This window comes from Paenibacillus sp. Dod16 (genome assembly GCF_049893405.1).
Classification (GTDB): domain Bacteria; phylum Bacillota; class Bacilli; order Paenibacillales; family Paenibacillaceae; genus Paenibacillus_AQ.
The window spans coordinates 41966-62897 of the sequence record NZ_JBNDYG010000013.1; the positions used below are offsets into that span (position 1 = coordinate 41966).

Sequence of the window (20932 nt, forward strand, 5' to 3'; positions counted from 1 at the left end):
ACCTTGTCTAAAAACAGGGAGTAAATGGAAGGCGGTGAATATGGGATGTGGCGCGCAGATGCTTTGCTGGAATCCATGTATAACGAAGCAATGGGACGAACGAAAGACAGGCAGATTTCCATGAGTGCTGAAGAGCGCAAAGGGCATTTGAAGCAGACGCTTCGGCAATTGATCGGCGAATTCGAAGCCAATGAAGGGCACAAACCTGTACTGCTTGAGCAGGAGCGGTGTGACGGATATATTCGGGAGAGGGTAGAGCTATCCGCCATACCGGGCGTGTCCTTCGCGGCATATGTATTAATTCCGGAAGGGAATCAGATGAAGCCGATGCCGGCAGCCGTCGCCGTTCATGGTCATGGCTATGGAAGCAGGGAGATTGTCGGGCTGAGGCAGGACGGGTCAAGCGATCCCGATATATCTGGTATACATCGGCATTTTGCTGTCCAGTTGGTACGACGAGGCATGGTGGTGATCGCTCCGGATGTTGCCGGTTTCGGTGAGCGGCGCCTTGATGCGGATCTCGCGCGGAATCCGGATGCCCCGAACTCCTGCCACCGACTGTCCACCGGGCTCATGATGCATGGCAAGACACTCGCCGGTCTCCGCGTAGCCGAGACGCTAAAGGCATTGGAGTACGTGGCCGAGCGTCCTGAGGTTCAGGCTGACCAAATCGGCATCATGGGTTTTTCGGGAGGCGGGCTAATCTCGTTTTTGAGCGCGGCGCTGGATGAACGAATACGGGCTGCCGTGCTTGCCGGGTACCCTAATACTTTCAAGGACAGCATTATGGCGATGCAGCACTGTGTATGCAATTACATCCCCGGCATCCTGAACCACGCCGAGCTGCTGGAATGGTTGGGACTGATCTGTCCCAGGCCCTTGTTTCTGGAGTCTGGAACCCATGATCGGATATTTCCTGCTGCCGGCTTTGAAGCAGCAGCTCATGAGCTCAGGGAAATATATCGGCGCACCGGTGCGGAGGAGAGGCTGCGAACCGATCTGTTCCCCGGAGCACACGAAATTAGCGGCCGGTATTCGTACGACTGGTTGTTTGAACGGCTAAGCAGCCCGGACTTGTGAAGGCTGTCTATCCTACCTAGCCCCTGCTTATCAGTACTACGTGTGACAGACCTTGCGCGTATGGACCGCAAGATATTATGGGTGCAGCTAAAATAAAGAAAAAAGTGACTCCCAAATCATCAGGAGTCACTTTTTTTATATGTTAGCATGGTTGCGGCTTTAGCGTATTTTGTTTACTTCAAGCCAGCCTGCCAATCTTGGAGCAGGAACTCAGCATCGGTATTCAATGCTGTTTTGGCTTGATCACTGACGTTACGCCCCATCGCCTCTTTGTTCAGGTGCTTGGTGAAATTCAGCATATGCTTGACGGCCTGATCCCGTCTTCCCTTATCCAGATGATGCTGTACCTGGTTAAGTGCGTTGGTCAGCTGAGGAATGATCGCTCCGCGTACATCTCCTGAATCCACGAATCGGGCGATTAATTGCTTCATGGAATGCACGCTCGTGATGACTTGGAACTGGATTGTTTTCTGAAGCTTGTTACCGGACCGATCTTCAGTCGTAACGGTTGCCGTTATGTCGCCCAAATTCCCTGCCAGATCGATGTCGATGGCATCCTTGGTCAATGGATCCAGCGTATAGGCTTTGCCGTTGATGGTTATTTCGGCAAATCGAATGGCGGAAGTGTCCATGATTTTGAAGCTGAGGACCATGTAATCCTCCAAAGCATCGCCATCTTCCAAGCTCTTTCCATTGGCGGTCAGAGAGAAGGAAGGAGAATCGGTAACCTCGATGGTGACTCCCTGCGAAACATTCCCGGACCGATCAACGGACCGGATGAAGAGCGAGTAATCCTTGCCCGTCTCGATTCCCTGTATCACCGCTGTTTGAATTCCCCGATTCACCTCGATGACGTCGCCGACCTGCTGTCCATCGCTCCGCAGCGTAATTTGCACTTTTTGAGCATCGATATCATAGGGACCATCCCAAGTCAGCGTGATGCTGCCCTCGCCGCGCTTCGCCTGAACATTCTCTACCTCCCCGGGAGCAATATGGTCCTCTTCTGGTATAGGAGGAGGTGGAGTCTCTGTAAATACGGCCGGATCGCCAAATGTGAATTTATCAAAATTATATAACCAGTCTCCGCCTTTAAAAGACAGGAATACAATATGTTTTCCCGTTACAGGGGCAGTAACATCCGTCGAGAAAACTTTGAAATTCTGCCAACCTCCGGTCCCTGAGACGGTGGCTGTTGCAATGACCGGACCGCCCAGACTGTCCAGTCTGACCTCGACCGTCCCGCCAGCCGTGGCGCTGGCTGCGTTGACATGGAATTGCGTGGGGCTTTCGCTGCCAAAATCGATATAGTTGTACATGGCATAAGGGTTATTCGGACCAAACATTCCGGCCAGGTAAGTTTCCCCGCCGCCGGTTTCTCTGCCGAAGCCTACCCCGTTCGTATAGTTTTCAGCTTCCAGCTTGCCGGAAGCATCCCTTGCTTTTCCTTTCATGGTGGTAAAGGTGAACCACTCCAGATTGAGAGGATAGTCGCTGCCGTTTGCTCCCTTGAAAACCAGGTATACGTCATGAACGCCTACAGCCAAGCTGTCATCGATATTCGCCATGATATCGACCCAGTTATCCCAGCTTCCCAGCGCCGGAATTTGAACGACACCTGCGGTAGGTCCATCCAGACTGTCCAATTTAACCTCGATCGTGCCGCCTTGATTGCCGCTCGCCACATGAACAGTGATACCAGCCGCGCCGGATCCAAAATCAATTCCTTCATAAGAGGCATAGGCATTGTGATGGATTCCATCCAAATACCCGAATTCGGCATGCTTGCTAAGTCCTTCGCTGCTGTCATAATTTCCGGCCTTCAGTTTGGCATAGGCGTCAGTTTCCGTCGGATCCGTGGTCGTAAATTGAATCCAGTTTAAATTGAATAGATAATCGTCATTCGTCTTGGTGAAGACAAGATACAGATCATGGACGCCAGTAATGGTGCTTGGCGCTCCTTGGTCATCCTTAAGGAGGGTGACGGCATCGATATAACGATTCCAGTCGCCCGTTCCCTCTACGTTCAACGTCCCGACTTTGGGGCCGTCCTTGGAATCAAGCCGGATCTCGATGTTACCTCCGCCCGTTCCGCTGGACGCTCTGGCAATGAAGCCGATCGCGCCTTCTGATCCGAAATCCACATTTTTGTAAGCGGCATAAGAGCCATGCTGGATTCCGCCTAATTGCAGCGAGCCTTCGAACGCACCTTCCAGAACGAATCCGGTCCCGATATTGTAGCGTTCCGCTTCGATTTTCTCGAAGGGGTTTTTAACGGCGTAACGAAGCTCCGCTTCCATTGGCTTGATCACGTTTAAAGCTTGAACGGCAGCGGCTGAGGACCAGGATTCATAGGTTCCGGACAGCAGTTGTCCCGCCCAGTTCCCATCCACGATATGATCCGAATTGCGGTGGCTCCAGGCCATCTCGACATTGAATGCAAGCCATTCGTCGAATTCAGCGCTGAATTCCGGGTATTGGCCGGTTTCATCCAGCGTCTTTTGCAGATGGGCCAGATTTCGCATCAGGATCGTTTTGCCGCCTTTCAGATCTCCGTTAGGTCCTTCGTAATTCAACACCCCGTTTGAATCCACCAGATGGTTTTTGGTGAATTTAGCGGCCTTGACCGCGTCATCGAGGTAAACGGCATTTCCGGTCGCTTTATATAATCCGACGGCCGACCCGATGTATGTACCCTGATTGTAGTGGGTAGCATCCGGAACCGCGCCATGCTCGATTTCGATCCGGTCGAACACTTTTCCGTTTCCGTCCGTCAGCATCGTTTTGCCCCATCTGAATATTTTGGTTGCCGCGTTCAGATAATGTTCATCTTTCGTAATATCATAAAGATAAAGTGCAGCTTGCGCCGCCGGGAAATTAATGCATGCATTTTTGGTATTATGCTCGCTGTTCAGCCACCAAATGCCGCCGCTTGCGAACTCTTCATCCCACTGCGTATCGTACACAAAATCAAAATGATCTCTCGCGGCCTCCAAATATCTTGGGTTCCCGGTGATTTGATAGGCTCTGGCGCTTCCCATCGCCCACCACATAATATCGTCATTGAACGGATTATTCGTCCAATCTTGTCCGTACTTCGCAACGGTGCCGTCATAAACATCGTCGATCTGCGTTTTAAGCTCGGCTTTCAAGGCGGGATCGGATGTATGCTGATACGCATCCATGACCAATTCCCACAGCTCTGCTTCCACCCAGAAGTCCTGATGCTTTTCGCGTTTGGAGTCCTTCCAGAACATCTTGGCGTTTGGATCCCAGAATGTATCGTTAAATGCTCTCATCGCTGTATCCCCATCCGATGCGGTATAGGCGTAGGCCTTGGACGATCCGATGCCGGGCATGGAGCCGAGCATGAGCGCGATAGCCAGAGGCACCGCCAGAAATTTGAATAGTTGACCTGATCTGAGTGACATGAATGTTCCTCCTTTATTTTCAAATCGAAGCCGATCCATTCCATTCATGATCGGCTTCATGAGTTTAGCGATCCCGGTTACTACCTACTTGCCGGTCGTAATCACTTTATTGATTTTTTCGGCAATCACATCCAGTTCGGTGATCGGGGCTTTGCCCATCAGAATGTTTTTCCATGATGCTTCGATGAACGGGTACGCTTTGCCTGCCCATGTCGACAGGAAGCGAACCGGCTGCGTATTCTGGGATTTCAGGATATGATCAAGGCCTTCGCCCACTTCAGGATGTCCGGCCGTTTTCAGCGCTTCGTAATAAGCAGCGGAAGAGGCTTGATAGGCTGCAGGAGCCACCGGAGTTGAAGGGAGGACTTCCTCGTACATTTTGGAATCCAGGTACTTGAGCACTTTCCAGACCGCTTCCGGATTTTGGAGCGTTGCCGGACTGGACCAGCCTACGGCGTCATAAATCTCGGTCTGGCTGTTTACGACCGGCATCGGGACGTAGCCCCATTCCAATTCTTTCGGAGCCGTACGGATCAAGTCATCGGCTACCCACTGCCCCTGGAGGGTCATCGGGACTTTACCTTGTTTGAATGAACTCATGGCATTGGTTAAATCAAAGGTAGGGGGATTCATATAGCCATTTGCAATGGCTGACTTATATTTCTCGACGCCTTCCCTGAACGGGTCGCTGATCTCCACCTTCGTTGGATTAATGATGGCATCAGCGAAGGGAGCGCCGCCGGCGGAAACCGAATAGAGAGAGACGTGGAAAGGGTCAAGGGGGGCGTAATAACCGAATTGCTGCACACCGCCCTGATTGCTCGAAAGTTTCTCCATCGCCGTGAAGAATTCATCGTAGGTCCAGCCGATTTTCGGTTCCGGAAGGCCTGCATCCTGGAATGATTTTTTATTGTAAAAAATGCCGTAGGTGTTCAAGAGGCCTGGCAATCCGACCAGTTTGCCTTCATAGTACCAGCTGTCTACCACGCCGTCGTAAAAGCCCTCCATGAACGCTTTGTCCTGTGCTGCAAGCTCCGTCCAGTCATAGAGAAGTCCTTTGCCGGCATTATCGAGCAGCATGTCGTTACCGGTCATGAAGATGTCAGGCGCTTTCTTCGCCGTGATCATTCCGTTAATCTTGACACCGTAATTGTCCAATGGAGTAGGGATGAGTTTCACTTTGATGTCGGGGTTTTCCTCTTCGAATTTTTTCATGGATGCCATGATTTTTTCGTTCATGGCCGCCGACTCCCAGGTAATCATCGTGACTTCGACGGGTTTTTTGGACCCGGTGTTATCTTCCCCGGATGGCGTGTTTCCGGGGCTCGCCGGACTTGAGTTTCCGCCGCTGTTGCCGCCGCAAGCGGCTAGCAGGCTTGAAAATAGCAGTAAAGCGATGATTCCGCTGGCCCACCTTCTAACACCCTGTCTCATTGAAAGACCTCCCCAATGGTAATTTAATGAACTGAACATCCCATGTTTTTTACTTCAGTCAAGCCAAAATCGGCATCACCTCCCATACGGTCGGAAGTTTTACTTTAAACCCGCGGAATTCATGGAGCCCAGTCCCTGCATAAAAAACTTCTGGCCAAAGAAGAAGAGCAGCAGCATCGGCAGAATATAAATTAAATCCGCGGCCATAAACAGATTCCAGGCTGTCGCATAGGTGCCCGTATAGGTAGCCATCGCCAGTGACAACGTCCATTTGCTTGGATCGATAATATAGAGCAGGGGTTCCAAATATTGATTCCACGCTCCTTGGAATGCAAAGATCACCATGGTCATGATGACCGGCATGGACATAGGCACCAGCACCTTGAGCAGCACATAAAGGTCCGATGCCCCGTCGATTTTGGCAGCCTCGTCAAATGAAACGGAGATCGTTTTGATATACTGGACAAACAGGAACGAGAACGTGGCGTTTCCAAAAAAGGCGGGCACGATGATCGGCAGCCAGGAATCGTACCATCCAATGCTGGTGTACAGGTTAAACATAGGGATCATGCCTACAAATCCGGGAAGCATAAGGCTCCCTATAAAAAGCGAGAACCACAGTTTACGTCCTGGGAACTTGAGCCGTGCGAGCCCGTAGCCCACCAGTACCGAGCTTATAATCTGTCCGATTGTGCAGGTAATCGCGATAAACAGGGAGTTGCCAAACGTTTGCCAAAAGTTGATTTCTTTTGTTCCGGTTACAAAATTGGACCAATGAAATTCCCGCGGAAACCATTCGGGCGGAATTTTGAACACATCATTGTTGCTCTTCAGCGCAATGGTAACCATCCAGAAGAGGGGGAACAGCATCGCAATGGCGCCGATCGCCAATAAGATAAAACGAATGGCGTCTATCCAGTTCAACCGTACTCTTCGCTTTACGCGTATGTCCGCTGTATTCAAATTTCCTCGTTGTTTGGGCCGTACTTCCGCTTGCATCACTTCTTACCCCCTTATTTGTCGCTTTCGTAATAAACGAACCGGTTGGAGTACCGGTAAGAAATCACGGTAAAAATCATGATGATGACAAACAGTACCCACACCTCCGCGATGGCATAACCAAACATTCTTCCATTGAAGGCGTCGGTATAGATTTTGTAATTCAGCAGGGAGGTGGAAAAGTTCGGGCCGCCTCCGGTCAGCACCTGAACCTGGTTAAACGCCTGGAATGCGCCGATGATGCCGAGGATAAGCTGCAGGAACAGGATCGGAGTGATCATGGGCAGCGTAATGTTTAGCGACATCCGCCACCTGGAGGCGCCGTCGACTTCCGCCGCTTCATACATTTCCTGGGGCACCGACTGCAGACCGCTCAGAAAAATGATGACACTGGATCCGACCTGCCATAAACCGATTAACACGATGGATGGAAGCGCTGTCGTTTCGCTGGTTAACCAAGTGCCCGGCGGCAGTCCGAACTCTCTTAGCAGCGAATTTGCCAGACCGTATTGCGGCTCATAAATAAATTGCCACAACGTAAGCGTGGCGATGGAGGGAACGACGACGGGAAGATAAAAGATCGTCCGGAACCATTTGATGCCGGTTAAGTTTTTGTTCAGCATCATGGCCAATAACAAACCTAGGATTAGCGATAAAGGAACACTCAGGATCACGAAGTAAAACGTTGCCCGGATCGAAGGCCAAAAAGCAGGATCCTCGGTGAAGAGGTATCTAAAGTTCTCAAAGCCGACAAAACGTGGGGAATCGTACCCGCTCCATTCTGTCAAAGCGTAATACATGGACGACAACAGGGGATAGGCGACAAAAACGCTGAAGCCGATAATGGACGGTAAAATGAACAGATATCCGATGACCCAGCCGCGAAGCTTCCTATTGGTTCCCATGGTGATCTCGATGACCTCCTCCAATATCATTCGCTTTGACTCGAATGCCGCAGTAATCCATGATCAGCTCGCAAAACATCATGTTAGCCCAGGAAAACCATGGGCGGGTATAACGTGCAGGGTCGTCGACCAGAAATCCTTCATGCATCATGCCGGTGCCTGCATCGGTATCCGCCATCAGCCGAAGCAGCCGAAATTTCTCTTCCCGATCGGTAGTCGTCAAGCCTTGAATCGCCAGCGCAATCGGCCAGATATAACGATCAGGCGTATGGGGGCTTCCAACGCCCGCAGCGGCAGTGCCCTGATAATAGTACGGATTGGCGTGGCTCAGCACGAACCTGCGGGTATTTTGATAGACCGGGTCATCAGCGCTTGTGTAACCCAAATATGGAATGGACAAAAGGCTGGGAACGTTGGCATCATCCATCAGCAGATGGTTTCCCATCCCGTCCGTTTCATAGGCATAAATTTTTCCATATTCGGGGTGATCAACCACGCCGTACGACGCAATGCCATGACGGATCTCATCGGCAAGTTTCTCCGCCTCCGCTTCCAAATCGGAATCGCGCAGGACTTCACGGCAAATCTCCGCCAGATAACCAAGCACAACGACGGCGAACATATTGGACGGTATGAGGTATCCGTAGGCGCAGGCGTCGTCGCTTGGGCGGAATCCGGACCAGGTCATTCCCGTGTAAGCCACCTCAGCCCCTTTTCCGCCGCGAGGCAGCGTGTCGCTTGGAGGACAATCGAAGCGTTCGAAGTAATACGGCGATTTCGATTCATGATGCTGCTCGGTTCGCCAGATGTCCAGAATGACCCTGGCGGCTGCATGGAACGTTTGATCCAGATGCGAGGTCCTGCCGGTTTCTTTCCATAACAGGTAAGCAAGCTGGAGGGGATAGCATAACGAATCGATCTCATATTTGCGCTCCCATAGCCATGGATTCATGGCGGTGCGGTCGTGCTGGTGGCCTTGACCGGAAGGCGAATCATTGAATGCATTGGCGTATGGATCAAGCAGGATGAATTCTGTTTGCCTGCGTACAAGCCCCTCGATCAAATCGGCCAGCTTCTCGTCTTGGCCCGCCGGAACGAGGAAGGGGCGGATTTGCGCAGCCGAATCCCTCAGCCACATGGCCGGAATATCGCCGGTAATGACAAAGGTGGTACCATCGGGCTGTTGTTGAATGGTTGAACTTAGGGTATTGTCCAGCATGTTTCTAAACATATGTCCGAGCTTCGGATAAGCTGAGGTACCTTCGATGATCGTGCGGTTCAAATCATGTAATACAGAAAAATAGTCCAACGTATACATGGTAAGCTCTGCTCCCTTCCATTCTTCAGGGTTGTTAATCATTTTGTAGGTCGTTATATAAAACGCTTACATTCAATATAATTACATACCAATTTAATGTCAATATATTATTTTAATTAAAATTATGGCTGTTATATTATATGGATGCAATGAATATCTTGCCGGTCATGCTGCCGGTTCTTAATTGTATATTTGCCAAAAGTCAACTTCCCTCATTTTGATGTAGACATGCTGGATATTGAATGATTGATTTGAGGAAAAAGCATGAATTTATATTAGAAACATCCCGTGGCGGAAAAAGCAATTCATGGGGCGTTATGGCCTGATTCATAACATGATATATTAGTATGTATTGAGGGGGGTGACTCTTTGTCGCTGTTGTTCGCTGCTTGGTTGAGGAATCGGCAAACGTTTTTGCGAATCACTTTCCCGCGTACAGGCACTTCTGGGCCGTTGCCTACATACAATGAGAAGACCGAGAGACCGAGCGCGATAAGGGCCGGTTGCATTGTAACTTCGCAGGAGGTGTCCCAAAGTGCCTGGATTGTTTACCGCAATTGCTTTGTTCATAAAAGAGTTGACCCTGCTCGTTTCGTACGTGAAAAACAACGCGTTTCCCCAGCCTCTGACCGAGGAAGAGGAAGCTAAACATCTGCAGCGAATGGCCGAAGGCGATCCTCAGTCGCGGAATAAACTGATTGAGCATAATCTTCGGCTGGTCGCACACATCGTCAAAAAGTTTGATAACACCGGCGAGGATTTGGAAGATTTGATTTCCATCGGGACGATAGGACTCATCAAGGCGATTGAAAGCTTCAGGCCGAATAAAGGCACGAAGCTGGCGACATTTGCTGCCCGTTGCATAGAAAATGAAATACTGATGCATTTGCGTTCACTCAAGAAAACCCGCAAGGACGTATCCCTCCATGATCCGATCGGAACGGACAAAGAGGGGAACGAGATTACACTGATCGATATCCTCGGGACAGAAGCGGATGATATCGTGGACGCCGTGCAGTTAAAGATTGAGAAGAGTAAGATCTATCGGAACCTCGATATATTGGACGACCGGGAGAAGGAAGTCGTTATTGGTCGTTTTGGGCTGGAAGCGGGTGGAGAAGAACGGACGCAGCGGGAGATCGCCAAGGAACTCGGCATATCGCGCAGCTATGTGTCACGGATTGAGAAGCGGGCATTGATGAAGCTGTATCATGAGTTTTACAAGCAGAAACGGTAGGAAGAAGCGGCGTGTTGAAATACTTTCCAGAACGGATAAGCCATGATGGCTCGTTGCATCTATCTAAAGCTTGGCTCTTCACGAGTTGTGCAGAGGGTAGGTGCATTTTGTTGAGGCGTTATGGACAAGCGGTTTTCTTCCGCGGTGAGCATCATTTCAAACCTGCCCCAATCATTATCGCCGTTTTATGGACAGCGCCGGAGCATTTACATATGCGATAATTTACTTACAATGAAAATAAATCCTACAGATGATAAAGGGGGAATGCAAATGGGCTTAAGTCGGTTTAATTCCAAACTGTTGTACAAATACGTCGTTACGTATGTGGTCATATTGCTGCTTCCGGTCATGATGGTCGGTTTTTTTGTATACCAGTATTTCATTCAGCTGCTGGAAGACGAAGTAACCCGGGGCAATTTAAATCTGCTCTCCCAGGTGAAGGAGAATGTGGACGTCAAGATGACCGAGCTTCACAACATCGCCTTCCATATCTCGGGCAACACCCGCCTAACCCCTTACCAGGTGACGAAAAGTCCGTTTACCGAACTTGACACCATCTCCCAGCTGCGAAATTATGTCAGCGCCAACACCTTCATCTCCAATTTCCTGTTATATTTCCATGGACATCATAAAGTATATTCCCCATACAGCACTTACGACGCAGCCGAATTCACGGACAAAATCTATACATTCGAAAACTGGGAGCCGGAGCAATTCTATCGGGACATTAACGAAGCAGCCGTTCCCCATGTACGGAAATCCGAAGATGTACGAACAGCGGTTGGTGGCCGTGAACGCTATATTACCTACGTGATGCCGATCGGCCCGAATCCATCCGATTCGTTTGGTACGGTTATATACTTGATCAACGAAAACCGGTTTAAGGAATTAATTAAAAAGAAGTTTGAGGATGCATGGAGCAACACGCTCATTTTGGACGAGAAGGGGGATCTGATCACCTCTTCCCAGAGCATGGATCCCGGCAAAGCCGAAATCCTGCTGGAACGTTTGCAAGCAAACAGCGAGGGTCAAGGCACGCTGAATTTTGAAGAGCGTGAATATTTCGTGTTTCAGGATGAATCCGCCAAGTTCGGCTGGACCTATATCGCGCTGGTGGATAAGGATACGGTCATGCTAAAGGTGGAGCAGGCCAAAAGCAGGACATTTTACGGGTTGCTGCTGCTTGTGCTGGTCGGAAGCATTCTTATTTTCTTTGCCACCCATATGAACTATAAGCCGATCCGGATGCTGAAGCGGCTTGCCGACAGTAAAGTGAACATTCCCCCGGGGAGTAGGCTTGGCGAGATTGAATCGATTCGATCAGCGCTGGATGTGATGTCGGAGAACAACGATGAATTGAACCGGAAAATTGAAAGAAGCCGTCCAGCGCTCAAGTATTATCTGATCCTGAACCTGCTTAAAGGCGAATACAAAAGCAAAGATGATCTGCGCGGAAAAGGAGAGCTGGCAGGGCTCCGATTAGAGAGCGTGTTTTATACCGTCATGGTGCTTCTTTTTCCGAAAAATCACGGACACCTGTCGGTTGCAGGACTGCCGGACGGATGGTGTGAAGCTCTCCCTCAGGGAACGGAGGTTTTCGGTATCGAGGGGCTCGAAGCCGAGCAGCTCGTATTGGTAATGGGAACAGACGAAGCTGTTGAAACGATGGAGATGCTGCTGAAGATTACCCATGAGACCCTTAGCCGTTCACTCGGCATGGACGTTACCATCGGGGTCGGTAACTCTTACGTAAAGCTGGAGGAGCTGGGCAAATCTTATATCGAAGCCTGCGGAGCGCTAAATTACAGACTGATTAAGGGAAAGGGAAGCCTGATTTTTTTCCGCGAAGCCGTTTCTGAAGCCGAGACGAACCGGAACGGTTATTCGAAGAGCCAATGGAACCGCCTGAAGCAGTTCATCTACCAAAGCGACACCAGCGGCATTGATGCGTTTCTTCGTCAACTGATCGATCGGATTCGTAAAGAGCAGCTTCCGTTATTTATGGTCAAGTGCATTTGTTTTGATCTGATCAACGTGATCCTGGCTATTCTGGAGGACATGGAACTTGATGAAGAGGCGCTGGCTGAGAGGTATCCGGATGTGGTGAAACTGACGGAATTTGAAACCGTGGATGACTTGATCGAATTGGTAAAGGACATCTCCGCGGATATCCGCCGAATTATAAGCGAACGAAAGGAGAGCGGAAATAGGGAACCAGTGGAGAAAATGAAGCAGTATATCGGGGATAATTTTGGATCTACGCAATTCTCGGTGCAAAATCTGGCGGATGAGCTGGGGATGTCCGCCTCGTATTTGAGCCGCTATTTCAAGGAACAGACAGGCTTCACCATCTCTCATTATGTGAACCGGCTGCGCATGGAAAAGGCGAAGGAGCTGTTAACGCATGGGGAAGGGAATCTGCAGGAACTGGTAGACCAAATTGGATACGGAAGCGTCTCCGGATTTATTAGAAAATTCAAGGAGCAGGAAGGCATGACGCCAGGCGATTACCGTACTATGAAGCATAAATAATTGTAAACGTTTGCATATGCAGGTCATATTTGATCAATGCCGTTCGTCAATCGGCGGCAGAAGCCGTCAACTCCGTTGTCACATCCCGTTTATCCTGTACATAAACGGTAAATTTACACCTCCCGCCGTTCCCTTTATGTTGTGTACAGAGAGGGGGTGATACGACGGATGAAGCTGTTTCTGCGAAAAATCAGAGTGCATTACCAGCTGTACCTATTGTTTTTACCTACGCTTGCGTACTTCGTGATTTTTCAATATATACCGATGTACGGCGTGCAGATCGCGTTTAAAGACTTTTTGGCGACAAGGGGAATTATCGGAAGTCCTTGGGTCGGTTTGGAACACTTCGAGCGTTTTTTTAATTCCTTCCAGTTCTGGACTTTAATCAAAAATACACTGGGCTTGAGTTTATACGGGTTGGCTCTAGGATTTCCGATACCAATCCTGCTTGCGCTTCTGCTCAACCAACTGTCCAGTCGCCGTTTTAAACGGTTTGTCCAGACCGTAACCTATGCGCCTCACTTTGTATCGACGGTTGTCATTGTGGGGATGCTGACGATTTTTCTGTCCCCGGGCAGCGGATTGATCAATCATCTTATCGTTGGTTTGGGAGGGGATCCTGTCTTTTTTCTCGGCTCGCCGGAATGGTTCAAGACACTGCATGTTCTTTCTGGCGTATGGCAGGGGGCAGGCTGGGGGGCGATCATCTATTTGGCTGCATTGGCAGGGGTGGATCCGGGGCTTCATGAAGCCGCCATCATCGATGGGGCGACTAAACTGCAGCGAATACGCTACATCGACATCCCCTCGATCCTGCCGACAATCATCATTGTACTCATCCTGCAGCTGGGTTCGATCATGACGGTCGGTTTCGAGAAGACCTTTTTGATGCAGAACTCCTTGAATCTGGACTCGTCGGAAGTGATATCGACCTATGTGTATAAGACAGGGCTGCTGGGTACCCAATACAGCTTCTCGGCGGCGGTAGGCTTGTTCGATTCCATCGTGAATTTTATCCTGCTCGTCACCGTCAACCGGATCGCCAAAAAACAGACCGAAACGAGTCTTTGGTAGAAAGGAGGAGCTCCGACATGCATTCCAGATCAAGGGCGGATAGAGTGTTCGATTTATTCAACTATGCGTTTCTTACGCTGCTGCTCATTGTGATCCTGTATCCATTGTATTTTATTATCATCGCATCTGTAAGTGATCCGATTAGCGTAAGCGGGGGCAAGGTATGGCTGTTTCCTGTCGATTTTACCCTTGAGGGGTATCAGAGGATAATGGAGAACCAGACGATATGGGTCGGATACAAAAATACGCTCGTTTACATGACGGTCGGGACTGCGGTCAATGTAGCCATAACCGTTACGGGGGCTTACCCCCTGTCCCGCAAAGACATGTACGGCCGGAATCTGTTCATGTTTCTCATTACGTTCACCATGTTTTTCAGCGGAGGGCTTATTCCGACCTACCTGCTGGTTAAATCTTTGGGCTTGATGAATTCCATGTGGGCTTTGATATTACCAGGGGCCGTCAGTGTCTGGAATCTGATTATTACCCGTACCTTCTTCCAACACAACATTCCGGATGAACTCCGGGAGGCGGCAGCCATGGACGGCTGCTCGGATTTCAAGTTTTTTCTGCAAGTGGCGCTTCCATTATCAAAATCCATTCTGGCCGTTCTAGTCCTGTTTTACGGGGTAAGCCATTGGAATTCGTTCTTCAGCGCGCTGATCTATTTAAGGAATGAAGCTCAGTACCCGCTTCAGCTGGTCCTGCGGAACATACTCATCCAGAACGAGGTGCAGGAACTGATGAACCTGGATCTCGGTGCCAGCAACAGCTTGTCGGAATCCATCAAATACGGGGTCATCATCGTAGCCAGCATTCCTGTGCTCATCCTGTATCCGATGGTTCAGAAGTATTTTGTGAAAGGTGTCATGATTGGTTCTTTGAAAGGCTAATCCAAAGATCACGAAAGGGTGGTTATCTTGAAACGATGGATGGCGAGGTCTACGGCATACGCGGTGGCGGCGGCTCTTCTTCTGGCGGGCTGCAGCAGCGGAAATGAAGCAAAGGAAGGTGCACAGGCGCCAAGCACCGAAGCGAATTTCAACGAAACGGGACTTCCGGTCGTAAATGAAGAGATCCGCATCCGGATTCCGGTTGTCAAACAGCATTATCACAAGGATTATAACGAAATGGTGCTGGTGCAGGACCTGGAGGAAAAAACGAATATCGATGTCGAGTGGGAACAGATCCCGTCTGAGAGCTGGACCGAGAAGAAAAATTTAATTCTGGCCAGCGGAGAATTCCCGGACGCATTTTTCAACGGGCTGACGACACAGGATGTGGTGGATTACGGAACGGAGGGCGTTCTGATTCCCTTGGAGGATTTGATCGACAAATACGCGCCGAACATCAAGAAAGTTTTGGATGAGAATCCGCAAGTACGGCGGATGGCTACGGCGCCGGACGGACACATATATTCCATCCCGTGGTTTGAAGATCAGGCCCATTTTCAATATCGGAACACATTTCTGTTGAATAAAACGTGGCTGGATAAACTCGGCCTTGAAGTGCCGACAACGCCGGATGAATTGATTGCAGTGCTAAAGGCGTTCAAAGAGCAAGATCCGAACGGGAACGGCGAAGCGGATGAAATCCCGTCAACCTTCCGTCACAACACKACGACGAATGGGTACTATGAGCTGTTTGGGGCGTTTGGGCTTGCCGATGCGCTTACCGGCTTCTCCGTCAAGGATAAAAAGGTGGTGTTCGAGCCGGCCATTCCGGAGTACAAGATGGCAATCGCGTTCCTGAACCGCTTATACGAGGAAGGGCTGTTGGATCAGGAATCCTTTACCCAGGATGCCAAACAGATGCTATCCAAGACGAAGGACGAAACGCCAAAGGTCGGTTTGATCGCCTCTTTTAACGGAACGTATGAGCTGGGGGACAGAGTTCATGAATACGTGGCGATGCCTCCGCTGAAAGGACCGGAGGGTCACCAACTGTGGAGAAGGCAGGACAACCGGATCATTCTCAACTTCTTCTCGATTACGAAGAACAACCCGTACCCCGAAGCGACGATGCGTTTGGTGGACACATTGAACGATCCGAAATCGGCGATGCAGTTTAAATACGGTCCCTTTGGTACCCATCTGAAGGAGAAGTCGGACGGCAAGATTGAAATCGTGCCGCCTCAGGACGGAATGGATATCTCCACTTGGATCGGCAGCACGACGCCTTCGACGGCCTTCCCGCTTCTGGTCTCAAGCGAATGGCTGCAAAAGCTGGAGAAGAGCGAAAGCGATAAGCTGCGCAACGGATTTTATGAAATTTATAAGCCTTATATCGTTCCGGAGGATCGGACGTACCCTAATTTGTATATGACGGCGGAAGAGAACAAACGTCTTGGCGTACTGGCAACCGACATCATGACGTATGTCCGCAAAATGGAAGCTAAATGGATCGTGGAAGGCGGCATTGAAGCTGAATGGGACAAATACGTAGAAGATTTAAAGCGAATGGGATTGGATGAAATGATCGAAATCAAACAGCAGGCATATGACCGTTATATCCGTAGTTGACATCAAAGGGGGCGGCAGCGTGCGTTAAGCTACTGCCCCATATAACAACCGAATCGGGAGGGTAACCGCATGAACATGGAAGAAACCGCGCACAGGATTAGGCCGTGTGCCGATGATTATGTCACCGTATTCGAGTCGCCGGATCCACAGTCCGTTTATTGTTACTCGCCTGCCATTATTAATCTGCCAGGCGGACGACTCGTATTAACAATGGATCTCGGAGGAAAGGGAGTCCCCGATCTTCCGGGGCCGAAAGGTTCACGCAAAGGGTTTATTACGCAAGGGAAAGTGTTTGTATCGGACGACAAAGGGCGTACTTGGCAGCATACGCATGACTTCCCCTTTATGCATGCACGCCCCTTTCTGGCCGGAGGAGCACTTTACATTCTAGGGCACTGCGTCAATCTGATGATCATCCGATCCGATAACGGGGGGCTTACCTGGTCCGAGCCGGTCCAGCTGACCGATGAAGGGGATTGGCACCAGGCTCCTTGCAATGTCCATTATGCCAAGGGGAATGTATACCTGGTTATGGAGGATATTCGGCAGCATGACATGACGGTGTGGCCAGTTAGTGAAATCCAGCCGGTCCTCATGCGGGCACGGGAAGACGCAGACCTGCTGGAGCCGGTCAGCTGGACTTACGCTTCCCGCTTAACAGCCGTCGATGCCTTTCCGTCGGATCGTCTCGATTATTTTGGCGTCCCCTTTTTCACCGAAAATTCGGATTACCTCAAGGGTCAGTTGAATTGCCCGCCCGTCGGCTGGCTGGAAACGAACGTCGTTCAATTCACCGATCCTGACCATTACTGGTATGATCCCGAGGGCAGGACGTTTCATCTGTGGGCGAGAGCTCATACGGGAGGTACCGGTTTTGCCGCCATCGCCAAAGTAGTGGAGAACAACGACGGCACAATGACAACGATGCTGGAGACGACGCCTTCCGGCAAACGAGCAGTGTTTGTCCCGTGCCCCGGAGGGCAAATGAAGTTTCATCTGTTATTTGACGAGGTGAGCAGGTTGTATTGGCTGCTCAGCTCGCAGTCCACAGACAGCATGACGCGCAAGGAGCGCCTGCCGGCGGAGCGCTTCGATCTGCCGAACAACGAGCGGCACCGTCTTCAGCTCCATTACTCAACGAATTGCATCGACTGGTGTTTTGCGGCTATCGTGTCGATCGGAGCCTCGCCGAAGCAGTCGCGGCATTATGCCAGCATGGCCATCGACGGGGAAGATCTGCTCATTGCCAGCCGATCGGGCGATGCCAGAGCCAAGGATGCGCATAATGGGAACTTGATTACGTTCCACAACATTCGGAATTTTCGATCTCTCGTATATGGATAGGAGGATATGGGCTTTGACCAAAAAAGCGGAGTTAACCAAGAAGTTCGAGGGTGTCTTCTCCCTACTGCTAACCCCGTTTCACGAGGACGGAAGCATCGATTGGGAGGCTTATGAACGCTACGTGGAGTGGCAGCTGTCCTTCCGGCCCCAAGGCTTGTTTGCCGTATGCGGCAGCAGCGAAATGAAATGGCTGACATTAACGGAACGGTTGGAGCTGATGCGAAGGGCTGTGAAGCTGGCGGGGAACACCCCGGTTGTGGCTACGGGCAATCTTGAGGCTCCGAAGCTGCAGCAGGAAGAGCTGAAGCAAGTGATGGATACGGGGCTTGCGGGCGTCGTTCTTGTCCCCCCGGCCGGCATGGGGGTCGACCAAGGCAAGCTCGCGGATCACTTCGCGGGGCTGGCCGATATAGCGGAATGTCCGGTCATACTCTATGAGTGGCCCTTGGTGGAGCCCTATGCAATAGAACCCTGGGTCTATTCCAGGTTAACGGATACTGGCAGCGTGATCGGGATCAAGGACACAACCTGTACGATGGAAGGCATAATGGGTAAGATCGAGGTGGCTCAAGGTACGATTGTTTACCAGGCGAACACCCCGTTCATGCTGGAAGCCATTCGTCAAGGAGCTAAGGGTATCATGGCCATCGTTTCGGCTGCCGGAGCAGGCTCTGTTTTAGACTTCTGGAGGGCGGCTTCGCTAGGATCGGCCCATGCGGAGAAGCTTCACAGGGAGCTTGTATATCTCGACGCGCTGCTCCGATTCGGTTACCCCTCCTCGGCGAAAATGCTGGCCGCTCTTCAAGGCGTGCCCATGGGATCGACGGTGAGATCCAGCGGCGTTACCACACTCGAGGCTAAAAAGGCGATGGAGGTTTGGCTGCAAACCGTCAAGGTTTAAGAAGATGAATGATGGGGGGATCGATGATGAGCATTCGACATGAAAGTGATGACGTCCAAGGTGAACGTACGCAGCAGCCGCTGATGGACCGTCCAATGAGCAGGCGCAGTATGCTGTCCGCCCTCGGATTTGCGGGGGCGGCATTGGCAGCTGAGCATTTTCTGAAAGGTCCATTGGCGAGAACGGCTTTTGGTCAAGGCGCTCCGGCTGTAACCGATGCCGTTTATGGAGACGATGACAAAAACAAACCACCATTGTTAATGAACATGAGTTATATCATTGCCGTTACCTTGGCTGAACTCCGGGGTATGGAGGAGCCGAGAGAGGATTTGATTTATTTCGTTACGGACCCGGGACAGGAGGGGCATTTCATATATGATCCTGCAGATAACACTTCTCCCGATAATACCGGAACGATTGTTGCATCCGTTGCCGGAGCCCGCTTTAAGCGACTGCATGACGGGAGCGTTAACGCTGCATGGTTTGGTGCAGTAGGCGACGGAATGTCCGACGATACGGAAGCGGTTCGTTCGGCTCTGGGAGCAGCCAGAGGAAAGAGTTTGTTTTTCCCGCCGGGGGTTTTTCGATTGACCGATACGCTGATCATCCCCCGTAATACGTTTGTCCGCGGAAGCGGTGCTTCCTCGTGGTATGCTTTTGGGCAAAGGCGCAATGAGGTCCCGGATAGCATCCTGGATATGGAGAACGGCACCGTCCTTATGTTTACGGGAAACGGTTCCCGGACGTATTCCAGTAACAGGGACGATTTTCGGGATTTCACCTGCGCGGTGAAGCTGGATGCCGATGCTGACGGTACCCAGCTGTCCGACCTTAAGATCCTGTCCGACTTCAAGATTCGCGACGCACTAGGGAACATTACGACCCAGCTTACGGATGAACATGCCATGTTCGATGTTGGGCTGTGGATTGATAATGCTACTCATGTGAAGCTGGATCGCGTCTCTGTTGTCGGCTACTGGCAGAAAGCGGGGGTGTTTCTGGATGCATCGGGGCGGTTATCTGCAACCGCGGAATACGGCTCCATTGAATATGCCACCATTAAAGATTGCTTGTTTCAGGGTAAAATCGGGCTCGCCGTTCTGGGCGGTGACGAAGGCAATCCGCCGGATGTCGCAGGCTTTACCCCTCCCGTTGACGATGCCCGGACCGAGGGACAGTTCGGATTATCGCATTTGCTTGTGTCAGACTCCTTTTTTTCCGGTACGGATCATCATTCCAACGGGTTCGCCCAAGGCTGGGAGAGTCGAATCGAACCGGACAGCACACCGATTAAAATTGACGGCTTCATCGGAAGTGGTGTTCCTTACCGGATCAACCATCCGAGATTCGTGAACTGCTCCATCCAGACAAGGGAAAGTGCCTCCATCGTGCTGGATCGGGTCATCAGGCCGACTTTCATTAATTGCCGGGCGGAAAGCGGACCGGTAAGGGCAAGCCAATACACGGTTCTCCCCCGGCTCATTAACTGTGAGTTTCCATACAATCGCTCAAAAACGGAGTTTCAGGAAATGGAGCACTGCCAGGGTGCATGGATCGTTCCGGGAATGCGGAGGCTCGGGCATATCCATCTAAGGGAATACCATTTTCAAGTGGAGCTCCGAAATAATAACGGAGCCATCGAACATCGGCTGACAAAGGCGGGAGCGATGCAGCCTTCGACGGCACGCTCCTTCGATGTAGAGGCGCTCTTCCGCTACGCTGTTCAGGAGGCTTCATGGGATTACCGGTCCTGGACGCCCCTTCCGCTTCCCGGCGGAACGGGAAGCGACGATTTCTCCAAAGGGATGTTCTTGGGGGAGAAAGCATTCCAGAGCAAATATGCCTTGTTTACGGCTGCTGCCATCGACAATCACCCGGATTATCAGGAGGCGGAAGCCGCAGTAGCCTTGAACAGGACCTCGGATACCGCGCTTTGGATTCGGCCAGCCGCCTACACGTCTCAGAATGTTCCTTACCGGATGAAAAACTATTCCAATGTCCTCAAACTGGAGCTTCGGAGTGGGGACGGGCCAGCCGCGAGTTTACTTACCGCGCTTCCCGAGGAAAGCGGCGGATCGGCAAGCCTTGTCATTTCCGTCAGGGGCAAATTCTATGAACAGGCCTATGGGCTAGTGTGAAAAAAGAGGCTAAAGGAGAC

At 51.0% G+C, this 20932-nt stretch carries 14 protein-coding genes; 9 read left to right on the top strand and 5 right to left on the bottom strand.

All coding sequences use genetic code 11. From position 1 onward, the window contains the following. The first annotated feature begins 45 nt into the window (after positions 1-45). Positions 46-1080, top strand: coding sequence for a dienelactone hydrolase family protein (locus ACPV3A_RS12220; protein ID WP_426199796.1), 1035 nt, complete (start codon positions 46-48; stop codon positions 1078-1080). A 173-nt stretch (positions 1081-1253) separates the two neighbouring features. Here ACPV3A_RS12220 and ACPV3A_RS12225 read toward each other — a convergent pair whose 3' ends face one another. The 5 genes from ACPV3A_RS12225 to ACPV3A_RS12245 form a co-directional block, all read right to left on the bottom strand. Beyond that, a complete protein-coding gene (locus ACPV3A_RS12225; RefSeq protein ID WP_426199797.1) occupies positions 1254-4508 on the bottom strand; it encodes a carbohydrate-binding protein in 3255 nt (1084 codons plus the stop codon). 84 nt (positions 4509-4592) lie between these two features. Then, complete coding sequence (locus tag ACPV3A_RS12230; protein WP_426199798.1) at positions 4593-5942, bottom strand: ABC transporter substrate-binding protein; 1350 nt, start codon at positions 5940-5942, stop codon at positions 4593-4595. Positions 5943-6041: 99 nt separating this feature from the next. Further along, complete coding sequence (locus ACPV3A_RS12235; protein ID WP_326093915.1) at positions 6042-6941, bottom strand: carbohydrate ABC transporter permease; 900 nt, start codon at positions 6939-6941, stop codon at positions 6042-6044. A 14-nt stretch (positions 6942-6955) separates the two neighbouring features. After that, on the bottom strand, positions 6956-7846 hold the full coding sequence (locus ACPV3A_RS12240; protein ID WP_071222856.1) for a carbohydrate ABC transporter permease: 891 nt from the start codon (positions 7844-7846) through the stop codon (positions 6956-6958). Beyond that, positions 7833-9164 carry a glycoside hydrolase family 125 protein gene (locus ACPV3A_RS12245; protein WP_426199799.1) on the bottom strand — a complete coding sequence of 444 codons (1332 nt, stop codon included), beginning with the start codon at positions 9162-9164 and terminating at the stop codon, positions 7833-7835. The genes ACPV3A_RS12240 and ACPV3A_RS12245 overlap by 14 nt, the downstream gene beginning before the upstream one ends. Positions 9165-9699: 535 nt before the next feature. On the opposite strand from ACPV3A_RS12245, the gene sigK reads away from it, so the two are divergent. The 8 genes from sigK to ACPV3A_RS12285 all read left to right on the top strand — a co-directional run bounded on the left by sigK (position 9700) and on the right by ACPV3A_RS12285 (position 20912). Next, complete coding sequence (gene sigK, locus ACPV3A_RS12250) at positions 9700-10401, top strand: RNA polymerase sporulation sigma factor SigK (protein ID WP_006208952.1); 702 nt, start codon at positions 9700-9702, stop codon at positions 10399-10401. Between the two features lie 270 nt (positions 10402-10671). Next, a complete protein-coding gene (locus ACPV3A_RS12255) occupies positions 10672-12933 on the top strand; it encodes a helix-turn-helix domain-containing protein (RefSeq protein ID WP_426199800.1) in 2262 nt (753 codons plus the stop codon). Between the two features lie 168 nt (positions 12934-13101). Next, positions 13102-14007, top strand: a complete 906-nt coding sequence (locus ACPV3A_RS12260) for an ABC transporter permease (protein ID WP_194541586.1) — start codon at positions 13102-13104, stop codon at positions 14005-14007. A 17-nt stretch (positions 14008-14024) separates the two neighbouring features. Next, entirely contained in the window at positions 14025-14900 is an 876-nt protein-coding gene (locus ACPV3A_RS12265; protein WP_194541587.1) for a carbohydrate ABC transporter permease, read from the top strand. Between the two features lie 27 nt (positions 14901-14927). After that, on the top strand, positions 14928-16529 hold the full coding sequence (locus ACPV3A_RS12270) for an extracellular solute-binding protein (RefSeq protein ID WP_426199801.1): 1602 nt from the start codon (positions 14928-14930) through the stop codon (positions 16527-16529). Positions 16530-16598: 69 nt separating this feature from the next. Then, positions 16599-17873 carry a sialidase family protein gene (locus ACPV3A_RS12275; RefSeq protein ID WP_426199802.1) on the top strand — a complete coding sequence of 425 codons (1275 nt, stop codon included), beginning with the start codon at positions 16599-16601 and terminating at the stop codon, positions 17871-17873. A 13-nt stretch (positions 17874-17886) separates the two neighbouring features. Continuing rightward, on the top strand, positions 17887-18774 hold the full coding sequence (locus tag ACPV3A_RS12280) for a dihydrodipicolinate synthase family protein (protein WP_426199803.1): 888 nt from the start codon (positions 17887-17889) through the stop codon (positions 18772-18774). Between the two features lie 26 nt (positions 18775-18800). Continuing rightward, positions 18801-20912: a glycosyl hydrolase family 28-related protein gene (locus ACPV3A_RS12285; RefSeq protein WP_426199804.1), complete on the top strand. Its 2112-nt coding sequence runs from the start codon at positions 18801-18803 to the stop codon at positions 20910-20912. Positions 20913-20932 lie beyond the last annotated feature (20 nt).